11 protein-coding genes are annotated in these 13,971 nt (G+C 70.6%); 4 read left to right on the top strand and 7 right to left on the bottom strand.

The annotated features are described in order from the left end of the window. Window positions 1-87 precede the first annotated feature (87 nt). On the bottom strand, window positions 88-1,509 hold the full coding sequence (locus ABD352_RS52595; protein ID WP_344620213.1) for a UDP-glucose dehydrogenase family protein: 1,422 nt from the start codon (window positions 1,507-1,509) through the stop codon (window positions 88-90). Between the two features lie 189 nt (window positions 1,510-1,698). Between ABD352_RS52595 and ABD352_RS52590 the strand changes: the two genes are divergently transcribed. Next, on the top strand, window positions 1,699-2,847 hold the full coding sequence (locus ABD352_RS52590; RefSeq protein ID WP_344620212.1) for an acyl-CoA dehydrogenase family protein: 1,149 nt from the start codon (window positions 1,699-1,701) through the stop codon (window positions 2,845-2,847). Window positions 2,848-2,905: 58 nt separating this feature from the next. Here ABD352_RS52590 and ABD352_RS52585 read toward each other — a convergent pair whose 3' ends face one another. Beyond that, window positions 2,906-3,883: a LuxR C-terminal-related transcriptional regulator gene (locus tag ABD352_RS52585; RefSeq protein WP_344620211.1), complete on the bottom strand. Its 978-nt coding sequence runs from the start codon at window positions 3,881-3,883 to the stop codon at window positions 2,906-2,908. Window positions 3,884-4,084: 201 nt separating this feature from the next. Between ABD352_RS52585 and ABD352_RS52580 the strand changes: the two genes are divergently transcribed. Beyond that, a complete protein-coding gene (locus ABD352_RS52580; RefSeq protein ID WP_344620210.1) occupies window positions 4,085-4,264 on the top strand; it encodes a hypothetical protein in 180 nt (59 codons plus the stop codon). 3 nt (window positions 4,265-4,267) lie between these two features. Continuing rightward, entirely contained in the window at window positions 4,268-4,558 is a 291-nt protein-coding gene (locus tag ABD352_RS52575) for a hypothetical protein (RefSeq protein ID WP_344620209.1), read from the top strand. Here the strand turns inward: ABD352_RS52575 and ABD352_RS52570 are convergent. Then, window positions 4,545-5,027 (bottom strand): hypothetical protein, encoded by a 483-nt coding sequence (locus ABD352_RS52570; protein WP_344620208.1) that lies wholly within the window; start codon window positions 5,025-5,027, stop codon window positions 4,545-4,547. The two genes, ABD352_RS52575 and ABD352_RS52570, sit on opposite strands and share 14 nt — an antisense overlap. Before the next feature lie 33 nt (window positions 5,028-5,060). Beyond that, window positions 5,061-5,309 (bottom strand): hypothetical protein, encoded by a 249-nt coding sequence (locus tag ABD352_RS52565; RefSeq protein WP_344620207.1) that lies wholly within the window; start codon window positions 5,307-5,309, stop codon window positions 5,061-5,063. A 261-nt stretch (window positions 5,310-5,570) separates the two neighbouring features. On the opposite strand from ABD352_RS52565, the gene ABD352_RS52560 reads away from it, so the two are divergent. Beyond that, entirely contained in the window at window positions 5,571-6,545 is a 975-nt protein-coding gene (locus ABD352_RS52560; RefSeq protein WP_344620206.1) for a helix-turn-helix transcriptional regulator, read from the top strand. Here the strand turns inward: ABD352_RS52560 and ABD352_RS52555 are convergent. The 3 genes from ABD352_RS52555 to ABD352_RS52545 form a co-directional block, all read right to left on the bottom strand. Beyond that, the gene (locus ABD352_RS52555; protein WP_344620205.1) at window positions 6,542-6,937 is read right to left on the bottom strand and encodes a hypothetical protein; all 396 of its coding nucleotides are present in this window, start codon (window positions 6,935-6,937) and stop codon (window positions 6,542-6,544) included. The two genes, ABD352_RS52560 and ABD352_RS52555, sit on opposite strands and share 4 nt — an antisense overlap. A 100-nt stretch (window positions 6,938-7,037) precedes the next feature. Next, window positions 7,038-13,331, bottom strand: a complete 6,294-nt coding sequence (locus ABD352_RS52550; RefSeq protein WP_344620204.1) for an RHS repeat domain-containing protein — start codon at window positions 13,329-13,331, stop codon at window positions 7,038-7,040. Window positions 13,332-13,492: 161 nt separating this feature from the next. Further along, window positions 13,493-13,750 (bottom strand): hypothetical protein, encoded by a 258-nt coding sequence (locus tag ABD352_RS52545; RefSeq protein ID WP_344620203.1) that lies wholly within the window; start codon window positions 13,748-13,750, stop codon window positions 13,493-13,495. Between the last annotated feature and the right edge of the window lie 221 nt (window positions 13,751-13,971).

Here is a 13,971-nt window from a genome sequence, read left to right as displayed (position 1 = left end):
CGCCTTACTGGGAAGAATGCCTTGTTTCGGCGGTCGATGAAAGCGAACCGCCCCTTCGGGCGTTTCCGCTATGAAAAACAGGGGGCCCTACGAGACGACCGGGCGCCCCATGCCACGGTATTCCCAGCCGCCGGCCACCCACACGGACTGGTCGAGGCAGTTCCGGCCGTCGATGACCTTCTTGGCCGCGACGAGCGGCGCGAGGCTCGCCGGGTCGGCGTTGCGGAACTCTTCCCACTCGGTGAGGACGCAAACCAGATCGGCGCCGGTGACGGCGTCGGTGAGGGTCTTGGCGTAGGAGACGTCCGGCACGTCGTTGCGGGCGCTGTCCATGCCCTCCGGGTCGTACACGGTGACCTCGGCGCCCGAGCGGGCGAGCTTGCGCACCACCGAGAGGGCCGGCGAGTCGCGCACGTCGTCGGAGTTGGGCTTGAAGGTGGCGCCCAGCACGGTGATCCGGGTGCCGCCCAGGTCCGGGCCGGCCGGGCCGTAGCCGCGGCCGAGCAGCTCGGCCGAGAGCTGGACGATCTTCTGCCGGCGGCGCTGGTTGATCAGGTCCACCTCGTGCAGGAAGCGCAGCGCCTCGCCGACGCCGAGCTCCTGGGCGCGGGCCTGGAAGGCGCGGATGTCCTTGGGCAGGCAGCCGCCGCCGAAGCCCACGCCGGCGCGCAGGAACTTGTTGCCGATGCGGGCGTCGTAGCCGATGGAGCGGGCCAGCTGGGTCACGTCGGCGCCCGCCGCCTCGCAGACCTCGGCCATGGCGTTGATGAAGGAGATCTTGGTGGCCAGGAACGCGTTGGCGGCGACCTTCACCAGCTCGGCGGTGGCGAAGTCGGTGACCACGACCGGGACCTCGCGGTCCTCGGTGAGCGCGAGGTCGAACACGCCCTTGTGGGCGGCGTAGAGCATGCCCATCGCCCACTCCGACTTGATGCCGAAGATGACGCGGTTGGGCCGCAGCACGTCCTCGACGGCCACGCCCTCCTGCAGGAACTCGGGGCTCCAGGCCACCTCGACGCCGAGGTCGGCGGCGGCGTGCCGCTCGACGAGGCCCTCGATCCACTCGGCGGTGCCGACCGGCACGGTCGACTTGCCGACGATGAGCGCCTTGCGGCTCAGGTGCGGAGCGAGGTTGACCACGGCGCTCTCGACGTGCGAGAGGTCGGCGGCCATGCCGTCCGGGCGCTGCGGGGTGCCGACGCAGATGAAGTGGATGTCGCCGAACTCGCCGACCTCCTCGTAGGACGTCGTGAAACGCAGACGTCCGGCCGAGAGGTTCTTGCGCAGCAGCTCGTCCAGGCCGGGCTCGTGGATGGGCACGTCGCCGCCGGCGAGCTTCGCGATCTTCGCTTCGTCGATGTCGAAGCCCAGCACCTCGTAGCCGAGCTCCGCGAAGCAGATCGCGTAGGTCGCGCCAAGGTAGCCGGTGCCCAGGAAGGTCAGCCGAGGCCGGGCGGCGCCAGACGGCGGGGCTACGACGGGTGGGGTGCTCGGGTACGCGATGGTCACGCCTTTGTCTCCGCTCGATCGGGATTCCGCGCCGGCAACCCGTCCTGGTGGGTCGGGCCGACGTCGCCAGGGCGAGGATAGACCCTTGGCCGCCCCTGCGCCTCCGGCCGTTTCGTTACTCGTCGGTATGCTCACATCGTAGTCGCCACTGAACGGCAGTTCAGGGGCCATGGGACGAGGGGGAAGAGCGTGTTCGAGGTCTATCAGCTGCCGGAGGAGCACGTGGCGGTGCGCGAGGCCGTGCGCGCGGTCTGTGACGGCAAGGTGGCGCCGAACGCCGCGGCCGCGGATGAAACGGGCGAGTTCCCCCAGGCCTCGTACGACGCGCTGCGGGCCTCGGACTTCCACGCTCCGCACATCCCCGCCGAGTACGGCGGCGCCGGCGCGGACGCCCTGGCCACGGCCATCGTCATCGAAGAAGTCGCACGCGCCTGCGCCTCCTCGTCGCTGATCCCGGCGGTCAACAAGCTTGGCACCATGCCGCTGCTGCTGTCCGCGTCCGACGAACTCAAACGCCGCTACCTCGCGCCGGTCGCCCGCGGGGAGGCGATGTTCTCCTACTGCCTGTCCGAGCCGGACGCCGGCAGCGACGCGGCCGGCATGAAGACCCGCGCCGAGCTCGACGGCGACGCGTGGGTCCTCAACGGCGTCAAGCGATGGATCACCAACGCGGGTGTCAGCGAGTACTACACCGTGTTTGCTGTCACAGACCCGGCCGCCCGCTCCCGCGGCATCTCGGCGTTCGTGGTGGAGAAGTCCGATCCGGGGGTGAGCTTCGGGGCGCCGGAGAAGAAGCTCGGCATCAAGGGAAGCCCGACCCGCGAGGTGTACCTCGACAACGTCCGCATCCCCGCGGACCGCATCATCGGCGAGCCGGGCACCGGCTTCGGCACCGCGATGCGGACGCTGGACCACACCCGGGTCACCATCGCCGCCCAGGCGCTGGGCATCGCGCAGGGTGCGCTCGACTTCGCGCTGGGCTACGTGCAGGAGCGCAAGCAGTTCGGCAAGGCCATCGCTGACTTCCAGGGCATCCAGTTCATGCTGGCCGACATGGGCATGAAGCTGGAGGCCGCCCGCCAGCTCACCTACGCGGCCGCGGCCAAGTCGGAGCGCGGCGACGCCGACCTGACCTATTTCGGCGCCGCCGCCAAGTGCTTCGCCTCCGACGTCGCCATGTCGGTCACCACCGACGCCGTGCAGCTCCTGGGCGGCTACGGCTACACCAAGGACTTCCCCTTGGAGCGCATGATGCGCGACGCCAAGATCACTCAGATCTACGAGGGCACCAACCAGGTCCAGCGCATCGTCATGGCACGGCAGCTGCTCAACGGCTAGACCGGCGACCGCCCGGAGTTGATCTTTTCGGTCGGCTCCGGGCGGTGCCGCTGTTCTGCTACAGCCAGCCTTCCTTGACCGCGAGCAGGCCCGCCTCGAAGCGGCTCCGCGCGCCCAGCCGTTCCATCAGGTCGGCCATGATGCGGCGCGCGGTCCGCTCGGACACGCCGAGCCGCTTGGCCGCCGACTCGTCCGTGTGCCCCTGCCCGAGCAGCCCCAGCAGCTCGCGCTCCTGCGGGCTGACGCCGTTGCGGTCTCGGGTCCGGGCGGCCCCCAGCGGTACCGCCGTCGCCCACACCTGCTCGAACAGCGCGACGAGCGCGGCCACCACCCCGCGGCCGGTGAGCACGAGCACTCCGACCCGGGTGTTCGCCGGGTCCACCGGGACGATCGCCGTCCCCCGGTCGGCGATGAGCATCCGCGGCGGCAGCAGCGGCGCGGAGCGCACCTCGGCGCCGGCGTCGGTCAGGCTCTGCGCGTAGGCGAGCGTCGGCCGGTCGTTGCGCGCCGAGTCCTGCATCGCCGTGCGGATGGTGACGCCCCGCGCCAGCAGATCGGCGTTGGTGCGCAGCGCTGCCGCGATCGCCGCCGCCGACTGCACCCCGGGCGTGATGCTCAGCGCCTCGACCCGCGCCGAGGCGGCCAGCTCCTCCAGCCGCTGCATGATGGTGTCCATCCCGAGCACCCGCTCGACCTCCGCCGCCGCGCTCGCGGGGCTGCCGGCGAACTCGGCGACGATCGCCGCGACGGCCGCCTGCCCCTCGGCGATGCGCTGCCGGCGCTGGTCCAGCTCCGCCTGCTGGCGGGCGAGCAGCAGCTGGAGCCCGACGGCGGGGCTCACCGGGCGGAGGTGCCCCTCCCGCTCGACGGACTCGCGCAGCAGTGACAGCTCGAACAGCTCGTCGAGGGCCGAGCGGACGTCCGCCGTGCCCATGCCGAGCTCGGCGGCCAGCTCGGCGACCCCGAGGTCCGGCCGGCTCAGCATGAGCCGGTACACACCCTCCGCCGTGGTGTTGAGCCCGAGATACTCCAGCACGTCGGCCCTCCCCCTGACCGCCATCGACGGCGGGATCGTCTCAAGATCGTTCGCCGCGGCGCAACGGTTCTGACCGGATCAGGCCAGCCCCGAAGGGGCCAGGTCATTCGCCTTCCCGCGGGCCCGGCGGCCGGGAAAGCTAGACATCGCCGCCGGGATACGGCGCAAACCCAACCAATGCTTTCGAACAGGGGCGAAGCCATGTCTTTTTCCGTCCAGCGAGCCGGTGTCCTGCTCGCCGTGCTGGTCGCCCTCGCGGCGTTCCTCGCGATGCAGTCCGCGGGCGCCACCGATCCCGGCTCGACCGTCCGGGTGAACACCGGCGTCAGCCCGACGCCCCCGCCGCCGCCCCCGTACCCCGACGGCTGGATCTGGGACTGACCGATGTTCCTGATCAGCCTGGCGATCGCGCCCACCTCGGCGGCGCGGTCGCCGGAGCTCCGGCCGGATCGCATCGCCCGATCGGTGCGGCAGGCGGCGACGGCCGCGGACGGGCTGGAGCACGTGAGCGTGCGGACCGGCGCCGTCGCGGTACACCTGGGAATGTTCTGTCTGGCGCCGGCGCGGGAGATCGCCTCGCGCGCCGCGCACGACCTGTGCCGCCGCGCGCTGGCGGAGCGCCCCGACCTCGAAGGCTGGCGGCTGGTCGATCTCGACGGGCCTAGCGCACCGTGACCGTGCGCGCCGCGGCCCGCTGGACGGCGACGACCAGCGCCATCGCGAGCAGCGAGAGCGCCCCGAACGCCAGGACCGCGGCCACCGGCACCTTCAGCCCCAGGACGGGCAGCGCGGCGAGCACGCTCAGCAGATGCAGCCCGCCCGCCCCGAGCAGCGTCCGGCAGAGCGCCGACAGGCGCCGGGTCGCCATCGGGAGGCCGAGCAGCAGCCGGATGGCGGCGCTCGTGGTCACCACCGCCGGCGCCGCCACCGCGGCCAGCTCGACGAGGCCCACGGCCGGGACCACGTAGTCCGCCTTGCCATCGATCGCCGCGACGATCGGCAGCGTCAGGCCGCCAAGTGCCGGGCCGAAGACGAAACCGCTGGAGTACCACGCCGTGAGCCGGACCGCGATGGCGACGAGCAGCGCGGCGAGCAGCGCCGCCCCGGCCGGCCGCAGCCGGTCACCCGCATCCCACGAAGCCACCGGTTCCTCCTCGCGGGCCAGGGCACTCGCCCGTCAGAGTAGTCGCCAGCCGCGCAGGGCGGGGGTCGACGACAGCGCCCTCCGGCACACGGTGCGGGCAATGACGTCGGCGATGCCCTGGTCCGACGCGACGGTAAACATCACCACGTCGACGCCGGCGGGACCGGAGCGGGCATGAATGTGCTTGATGCCGTCCGGCGCCGCCACGTGGAGCCACAACAGGTCGACGACCGCCCCCGCCGACACCGGGCCGACCGGCCCGGCGGGCGTCAGGTTGAACATCGACATCAGCATGGGAGGCCAGCCTCACCCCCGGGCGCGGCACCCAGCCGGCCAGGTCATTCCGTCACGCACCATCATCTCTACCTCCCCGTGAAGAACCTTGCGGGGTCCAGCGTGCAGGTCGCGCAGCGTGATGTCAGCACCACTGAATTGGCCAGATCCGGCGTGGCCGTTTCAGGCCATATACGATCTTCCCTCTTCGCAGCGACGGGACCGTTCCTGCACAATGAGCCGCGCCAGGGTGCGACAACGGAGGGACAGATGCTCGAATCCGTCGGGCTGACGGCGGAGGCCGAGTCCGTCTATCTCGCCATGCTGAAGCAGCCCCTATGGGGCGTCGACGAGCTGGTCGGCGCGCTCGGGCTGCCGGAGGGGACCGTCCGGCAGGCACTCGACCTGCTCGCCGAGCGGGCCCTCGTGCGGGCCGGGCAGGGCGGCCCCGACGCGCTGCACGTCGTCAGCCCGCAGGCGGGCCTCATCGACCTGCTTGCCCAGGCCGAGGCGGAGCTCGCCGACCGGCAGCGGCAGATCGAGCTGACCCGGGTCACGATCTCGGCGATCGCCGCCCAGCACGACCACCACCGGCGGCGCGACGAGATCGTGCGCATCGAGGAGACCCTGGCGGTGCGTGACCGGCTGGTGGAGCTCTCGCGGACGATGACGACGGAGTGCCTGACCTTCACCGCGGGCTCCGAGCTCACCGCGGAGGCGATCGAGGCGGGGCGCCCGCTCAACCAGGACGCCCTCGAGCGCGGCGTGGCGATGCGCAACGTGTACCAGGAGAGCGTCCGCAACGAGCCGACCATGTTCGCGTTCGCCAAGTGGATGGCCGAGCTCGGCGGGCACAGCCGCACGGTTCCGGTGGTCCCGCTGCGGATGATCATCGTCGACCGGAGGGTCGCGCTGATCCCCATCGAGGCGGACCGGCCGCAGCTCGGCGCGCTGGAGATCCGCAGCGAGGGCGCGGTGGCCGCGCTGTGCCTGCTGTTCGAGCAGGTGTGGGACTACGCGACGCCGTTCGGGGAGAAGCCGCGGGTCAACGAGCGCGGCCTGAGCCCGCAGGAGCAGGCGCTGCTGCGGCTGCTCGACGCCGGCCACACCGACGAGTCGGCGGGCCGCAAGCTCGGCCTGTCCGCCCGCACGGTGCGCCGGATCGTGGCCGAGCTCGCCGACCGCCTCGGCGTGGACAGCCGGTTCCAGGCCGGTGCCGAGGCGGTCCGCAAGGGCTGGCTCTAGCCCTGCCGCATGGTGAACACGCAGGTGTCGTTGTTGTCCGGGTCGCCGAAGTACTGCAGCATCGTGAGCTGGCCCTTGCGCTTGATGAAGTAGAGGCTCAGCCACTGGTTGCTGTCGTCAAGCTTGACATCGAGGGAGACCGGCGACGGGCTCGTGCTGCCGTTCTTCTCGATGCGCCAGGTCCCCGGGCCGGTTCCCTTGGTGCCTTCGGTCTCCGTGCGGATCGACTCCGCGGTGAAGGTGCCGCCCTCGGCGACGGTCAGCGTGCCGTCGCAGGTGCTGCGCCAGACGCCCACGATCGACGACGCCGGCACCTCCTTGACCTTCTCGTCGCAGCCCGCCGTCGCGATCAACGCCAGGCCGACGACGGTCCCGGCTACCGCCCTGCGCATGTCCACCATCTGCTCCTTCGAAGTTCAATGCCTGGCGCTCGCCGCGGGCCGGCCGGTGAGGGCCGGCCCGCAGCAACCTAATGGACGGATCCGCTCGTGCCTACAGGAAGCACAGGCGGCAGCTGCCGTACCGGCTTCCCCCGCCGCCGGGGTTGAGCAGCGGCGGGATGGACGGCGGCGGCGACGGCGGCTTCGGGTTCTTCAGATCGATCGTCTCCGTCCACCGGATCGTCTGCTTTTTGCGCGACATCGGGCCGGACTCGCCGAACCGCCGGTTCAGCGGCTTCTCGATCTCCTCCTGCCACCAGTCGCTGTAGCCGCCCAGCACCGGCGACGTGTGCGTCGCCGAGTTGATCGTGCTGTCGTTGGTGATCTCGAACTCCACGGTCGCGGTGCCGTGCTCCTTGTCGATGGCCTTCACCGTGTAGTGGAGGTTGTGCGAGCCGAGGAACGCCACGGCCGAGTTGGTCGTGAAGTCCCGGGCCACCTTCCCGAGGCTCTCCTCCGGCGGGTTGGCCAGGCTGTAGTAGTTGTCTCCCTGGCTTCCCTCCTTCAGCTCCCCGGAGTTGATCTTTTCGGCCACCTGTGCCCGGGTGTCCTGGAAGTGCTGGTGCTGCTTGTACGTCTGCACGAAGCGGCCCTCGCCCTCCATGACCCGGTCGTGCGGCCCGTTGCCGGTGGCCCACTCCCAGCCCAGTCGCCAGGCCGTCGGATCGCTCGGCGTGCCGGCGAAGTCGGTCGCCTTCTGCTGCACCATGTCCCAGGCCGCGTCGATGGGGCCGCCCATCTGCTCGGTGGCCCGGTCGATGACCGGCAGGACCTTCTGGCCGAAGTCGTCGATCTTCTTCAGCTCGTTGCCGACCGCGTGGCCGACGACGTCGACCGTGTTGACCCACGCCGCGGCGAAGGTCTGCTTGGCCTTGTCGCACAGCCAGCACAGGCCGCTCGGGTCCGACTGGGTCACCGGGTTGTTGCCGGCGTACACGTACGCGGACCAGCTCTGCGTCACCGCCGGGTCGAACACCGGGTCGACGCTGATGAAGCGCCCGGTCTTCGGGTCGTAGTCCCGGGCACCCAGGTGGGTGAGCCCGGTGCCGTCGGTGTCGCCGCCGACGAACCCCTTGGCGTTCGGCCAGGCCACCAGGGTGCCCCGGAGGTTGCCGTACGGGTCCTGCCGCCGCTGGGTCAGCGCCTGGTTGCCCGAGGCGATGGCCACCTGCTGGGTGCCCTGCGTGTCCGTGACGAGCCAGGTGAGCTGGCCGCCGGTGGTGATGGACGCGCAGACCTGGCCGGCCCAGCTGTAGTACCGGGTCGCGGTGACGGCGCCGGTGCTCTTGTTGCGCCGCACCTCCTGGCCCGGCAGGTACAGCGTGGTGGTGGTCGAGTCGCTGCTCAGCAGCCGGGCACCGTCCGCCGTGTACACGTGGGTGGTGTCCTTGCCGCCCTCGGTGACCTTGGTCAGGTGCCCCTCGGTGTCCCAGGTGAGCGTCTGCGCCCCGGTCGTGCCGGGCCGGCCGGTGGTGTTGCCGGACAGGTCGTAGCCGTAGTTGTCGGTCCGGGAGACCCCCGGGCCGCTCACGGTCACGGACTGCACGGCGTGCGGCCGGGCGGTGCCGGCGGCGTTGTAGTTGTAGGTCTCCGTCGTGTCGCCGGCCGTGGCGTGGGTGACCTGCGTCTTGCGGCTGCCGACGGCGTCGAAGCTCCACTCCTTCCAGTACGGCGCCGGCCCGCCGAGGGCGCTCGACGACCGGGTCTGCGCGCAGTCCCCGCTCGTCGGCGTCCAGGCGTTGGTGAGCCGCTGGACGTAGTCGTAGGCGAAGCACTGGGTGTCGGTGCCCGACGCGCCCGTCTCGACGAGCTTCGTGATGTTGCCCGAGGTGTCGAGGCTGTACTGGCTGTCGGTCACCGGCTGCGGGCTGACCTGCCGGACGGTCTGCGCCCGGACCAGCTTGCGGGTCGCGTCGTCGTAGGTGAACCCGCGCTGCACCCAGTTGCCGCCGGTGAGCTGGAACTGCACGAAGCTCAGCTCGCCGTAGGCGGTGTAGTCGGAGTTCGCCACGTACTGGCCAAGGCCCGGCGCGTTGGTCTTGAGCTGCTCCGGCAGGCCGGTGACGTCGTCGTAGGTGTACGTCAGCGTCTCCGCGCCGAGGCCGCCCACGTTCGGGTAGGACATGGTCGACAGCGAGCCGTCCACCTTGTACGCCCGGGTGAACGAGTACGTGCCGGCCAGCCCGGTGACCGACGTCGGGATCACGAAGTCCTCGCCGGTCGACTGGTACAGCGGCGTGTACCCGCGGATGGTCACCTTGTACTCGTCGGTGCCGATCCACCGGCTGGCCGAGGCGAGCTGGCCCTTGTTACCGGTCGGGTCGTAGGCCCAAGTCGCGAGCTTCGTCCCGGTCGGCGAGCCGGCGTACTCGCCCGTCTTGCGGCCGATGGTGTCGTAGGTGTACGCGAGCGTCTGCCCGCGCCCGTCGGTGATCGACGTCATGAGCCCGCCGGCGTCGAACGTGGCCGAGCTGGCGCCCTTGTCCGGGTCGGTCGAGCTGGTCTGCCGGCCGAGGAAGTCGAAGCCGTAGGTCCAGACGTTGCCGGCGTTGTCGGTGAGGCTGTCCTGCTGCCCCTTCTTGTTGTAGTGGTAGGTGGCGAGGTCGTACAGCGCGCGGGTGTCGCTGCCGACGTCGGCGGCGTTGCGGTACTCCCGCAGCTGCACCGTGCGGCCCTGCGCGTCGCTGACCTTGGTGAACGAGGTCTGCCCGGCCGGCGCGGTCGTCGAGACCTTCTCGCCGTTGTAGGTCGTCGTGATCCGGGACAGCTCGACGCCGCCGTTCTTCTGGATCTCCACGACGGCCCGGCCGGCGCGGTCGTACTGCGTCTCCTTGAGCGTCTTGGGCTGCCAGTCCAGGATCGTGAACAGGTTCGCCGACGGCTGGACGGTCGCGTCGAAGTGGGTCGTGGTGACGCCCACCCGGCCGGCCGCGTCGTACTTCGTCTCCGTGAAGACGGTGCCGGCGTTGCCGTTGGCGGTCGACTGGACCTGGGTCTGCCGGCTGCGCAGCAGGCCGTCGAAGAGCTCGTACTCGGTCATGTAGTTGCCGTTGGCGTTGAGCTTCTGCGTGGTGATCGCGCTCGGCCCGCCGCTGTTGCGGATCGTGTAGGTGAACTGCATGTTCGGCGAGGTCGGGTTCGCGGCCTTGGCCCGGTTGGGCAGCCAGACCTGCGTCAGCCGGCCCAGCGGGTCGAAGACCAGGTCGGTCCGCTTGCCGTTGACGTCGGTCTTGCCGACCGTCTCGCCCCACGCCGGCTCGATGTCGTCGATCGACGACCACGAGTTCGGGTTGGTCGAGGTGATCCGGGTGACCGGGCCGCCCGTCGCCGGCGTGTACGCCGTCGTCGTGTGGTTGCCCCGGGTGTCGGTCTCGTCGAGGATGCGGCCGTAGGGGTCGTAGGCCTTGGTGCTGACCGTCATCCAGGCCGGGCCGCCGGAGGACGACCAGGCCGAGGCCCGCTCCACCTTCGTCGTCTCGCCCTTCGTCGGCGCCGCGCCGTAGGCCTGGTTGTCGAAGCTGGTCCGCATGATCGAGCCGACGTCGCCGTCGTTCTGCGGGTTCTGCCCGCACGGCAGCGCGTAGTTCTCCACCGTGCCGGCGAGGCTGAGGATGTTCGCCGCGGTGTTGCGCACGTACGTCGTCGTGGTGCACGACTCGTCGCCGCTCACCGCCACGTCGCCGAGGTCCTCACGCTTGATCGGCATGCCGTAGTTGTCGCTGGTGATGTTGGTCCGGGTGACCCGCCAGCCGCCGTTGGACTGCTTCATCGCGCCCCACGTGACGGACTGCGCGCCCGGCCGGGCGTACACCGTGGTGCTGCCCATGTTGCGCGTCGCCGTCACCGGGCCCTGCCAGGGCTGGTTGACCTCGATCGAGATCGGGGCCGACTCCACGCCGTTGAAGACCGTGGTCTTGCGGGGCTGGCCCGCGAACGTGTCCTCGTCGTTGACCGCGGGCGCGTCCGCGACGTCGACGGTGTCCCCGTCGCCGTTGAGGTCAAGCGCCGGCAGCTGTACCGAACGGGTGCCGCCGGATCCGTTGAGGTCCCCGTGCATGCCCCGGTAGTACACCGTCTCCGACAGCGTCTCGGTGCCCGAGCCGGGCGTCCCGACGCGGGTGTTCACCTGACTGTAGCCGCGGAAGTCCGACCAGGTCCGCAGCTTGTCCTTGGTGAGCCCGTCGTCGTCGGTGTGCCGGTAGGCCGGCGTGCCGACGTACTCGTAGCTCGTCTCGACGTCCGGTGCACCGGTGAGCCGGTCGGCCTGCACGACGCTGGTGACGAGGTACTTGTGGAAGTACTCCGTCTTGATCGACTTGTCTTGCTGCTCCTCCAGGACCGGGTAGCAGCGCAGCGTGTTGTTCTGCGGCGAGGCCGGCATCCGCGAGCCCACCACGCAGTCGGGCTCGGTGTAGCGGATGTCGAGCTTCGCGCCGGTCTCGGTCCAGATCGTGCCCATCCGCATCCAGTTCATCGCCGGCTTGCCGTCGGTGAACGTGTCGACCCGGTTGGGCTTCTGGATCCAGTCGAAGTTGACCTCCGGCAGCTCGGCGGTGCCCCCGACGAGTCCCTTGTGGACGATGGACTCGAGCCACAGGCCGGCCCGCGTGCCGTCGCCCGGGTCCGGGAAGTTGTGGGTGAGCGTCCAGCTCTCGGTGTCGCGGTACTGCGAGGTGCCCGCGTCCCACACCTTCATCGTCACGCCGCCGAGGCGCTTGGTGGTCCAGAAGGTCGGCGCGAACTTGTCGGTGCACGGCGAGCCGGTGCACTCCTGGTCCCACGGCGTGTCCGGCCAGTGCGCCTGGTCGTGCGTGGTGCACGCGGACAGGCAGCGGTCGGCCGCGGTGAACACGACCCGGGCGGGCGCCGCCGTCGAGGTGTTCTCGGTGTCGGTGCCGGAGCGGTTGTCGGTGCCGTAGTCGATGTGGTCGAGGTACGCCGCGCGGGAGTACGAGACGACGTCGGTGGCCGAGAGGTTCCGGCCGTACTTGTTCGTCTCCTGCGTGTAGAACAACGACATGCTGTTGCCGTGCGGGTCGAGCACGTAGTCGAGGTTCCAGCGGTACGCCTGGTTGCAGAAGGAGGCGACGAAGCCGCTCTGCCGGCAGGGCTCGCCGACGTTGTTGCCGGCGACCGGGACCGTCTGCACCGAGTTGGTGACCTTGTTCGCCGGCGCGGTGCCGGTGTACCCGGGCAGCCGGTTACGGCCGAAGAAGAACTGGTTGCCGTCCGGGCTGGTCAGCTTCCAGTACTCGTTGTCGTTGTCGCCGTTGACGGTGTCGTTCAGCCGCTCGATCTTCGAGCCGTCGTCGTTCTTGAGCTTCCAGGTGCCGGTGGCGTCGTCCCGGATGAGCTCGTTGGAGCGGCCGTTGAGCGACAGCGTCGCGTTGTCGGTGCCCCAGCACTGGTCCGGCGAGTCGGTGGTGTTGTTCGCGTTCCCGCCCTTGTCGTCGACGCACTGCTTGTAGCGGCGCTCGACGAAGCCCGGCTGGTAGTCGAAGCCCTCACCGATCCAGGACGGCTGGTTGTTGGTGGCCTCGCTGCGCCCGTCGACCGACGTCGAGGAGTACGCCAGCGTCACCACCGGCGCCGGTCCGCCCAGCGCGGGCGGGCTGCGCATCGGGTACTGCCAGGAGAAGTCGCCGCTGTTGCCCCCGGCCGACCAGGTCGAGGACGCCTGCAGGCCGGTCGCCTTGTAGTCGCCGGCCGAGCCCGAGGGCCCCGCCACCGCGGCGAGCATCATGCTGGGCGACGAGACGGACGCCGACTGCGACGCCATGGTGGAGACCGCCGGCAGGTCGACCGTCGCCGTGAGCCGCTTCGACTTGGTGTCGTTGCGGGTCGGCAGCGGCTTCGTCGCGCACTGCGGCAGGTCCGGCGTGCTCAGCGCACAGTCCGGGACCGCCACGAGGCGCAGCCGGGAGGCCCAGTCGCCGCCGTACGCGGTGGCGAAGCTGCCGTAGTCGAGGTTCACCTCGGCCTTCGTCGCCGCCCCCGCGTCGGCCCGCTCAACCTTCATGAGGACCTTGTCGTTCCAGCGGGACGGCAGTGACTGCCGGTCCAGCACCGTGATCCTGGTCCGGCTGCCGGAGCCGGCCACGGAGACGGGCAGCGCGCCGGCCTTCTTGGCCTCGCCGGCGACCGCGGAGTCCGCGACCGCGGTGCCCCCGGCCGGCCACACCGGCGCCGACGCGGCCGCCGCGCCCTGCGAGAGGTCCGCCGGCCGGTCCTGCGCCTTCACCTTGGTGCCGTGGACCGACGGCGTCGTCTGCGCCTGCAGACCCTGCGGCGCGGCGGCCGCCGGCAGGGCGAACAGGCCCTGGCCGAACACCAGGGCCGTGGCCATCGTGACCGGCAGTGCCAGCCTGACCGGGCGCCATCGCCGTCGATGCAATCGTTCGTTGATCAACCTTTCCTCCTCGTGTGCGCGCGGGTGCTTCCGGGCAGGCGTGATCGCCACCCGGCGGTCGTGCGGTATCGCAGGGGCGGTGGATGAATGGATCTTGATCAGCCCGTCGGACGCCAGCCCGGCAGCAGGCCGCAGAGCCGGTCCCCGACGAGCAGTGCGACAGCGTCCGCCTCGAGCTGGCCGGCCGCCATGACGAACAGCGTCACGACGATGCGCTCGGCGCTCGTCATCACGTGCACGTGCTCCAGCGCCACGACGTCGTGGGCGGCGGACGAGTCGACGAGCGCCACCACGGCGGCCGGCGCGGGCGCGCTACCCGCGGACCGGACCGACCGGACGAGCGTCGTGGTCGACATGTGCATGACAACACCGGCTAACCGGGGATGACGGTGGGCATCCCTAACCCCACTCCGACCCCCCGTGGGTGCAGTTGGATCGCTTCACGCCAATCACGATCGCAACGGTGGGCGCCGATGTCAGCGCCGCCGGGCTGAGATGAAGGTGTCTGACATCTTGATCTCAGCGGGGTCCGCCGTGGCACAATGCGCTCCTCCCGGCACCGATCGGTGCCGGTCGA

The organism is Dactylosporangium salmoneum, assembly GCF_039532525.1.
Classification (GTDB): Bacteria; Actinomycetota; Actinomycetes; order Mycobacteriales; family Micromonosporaceae; genus Dactylosporangium; species Dactylosporangium salmoneum.
This window is presented reverse-complemented; position numbering and strand designations above follow the sequence as displayed.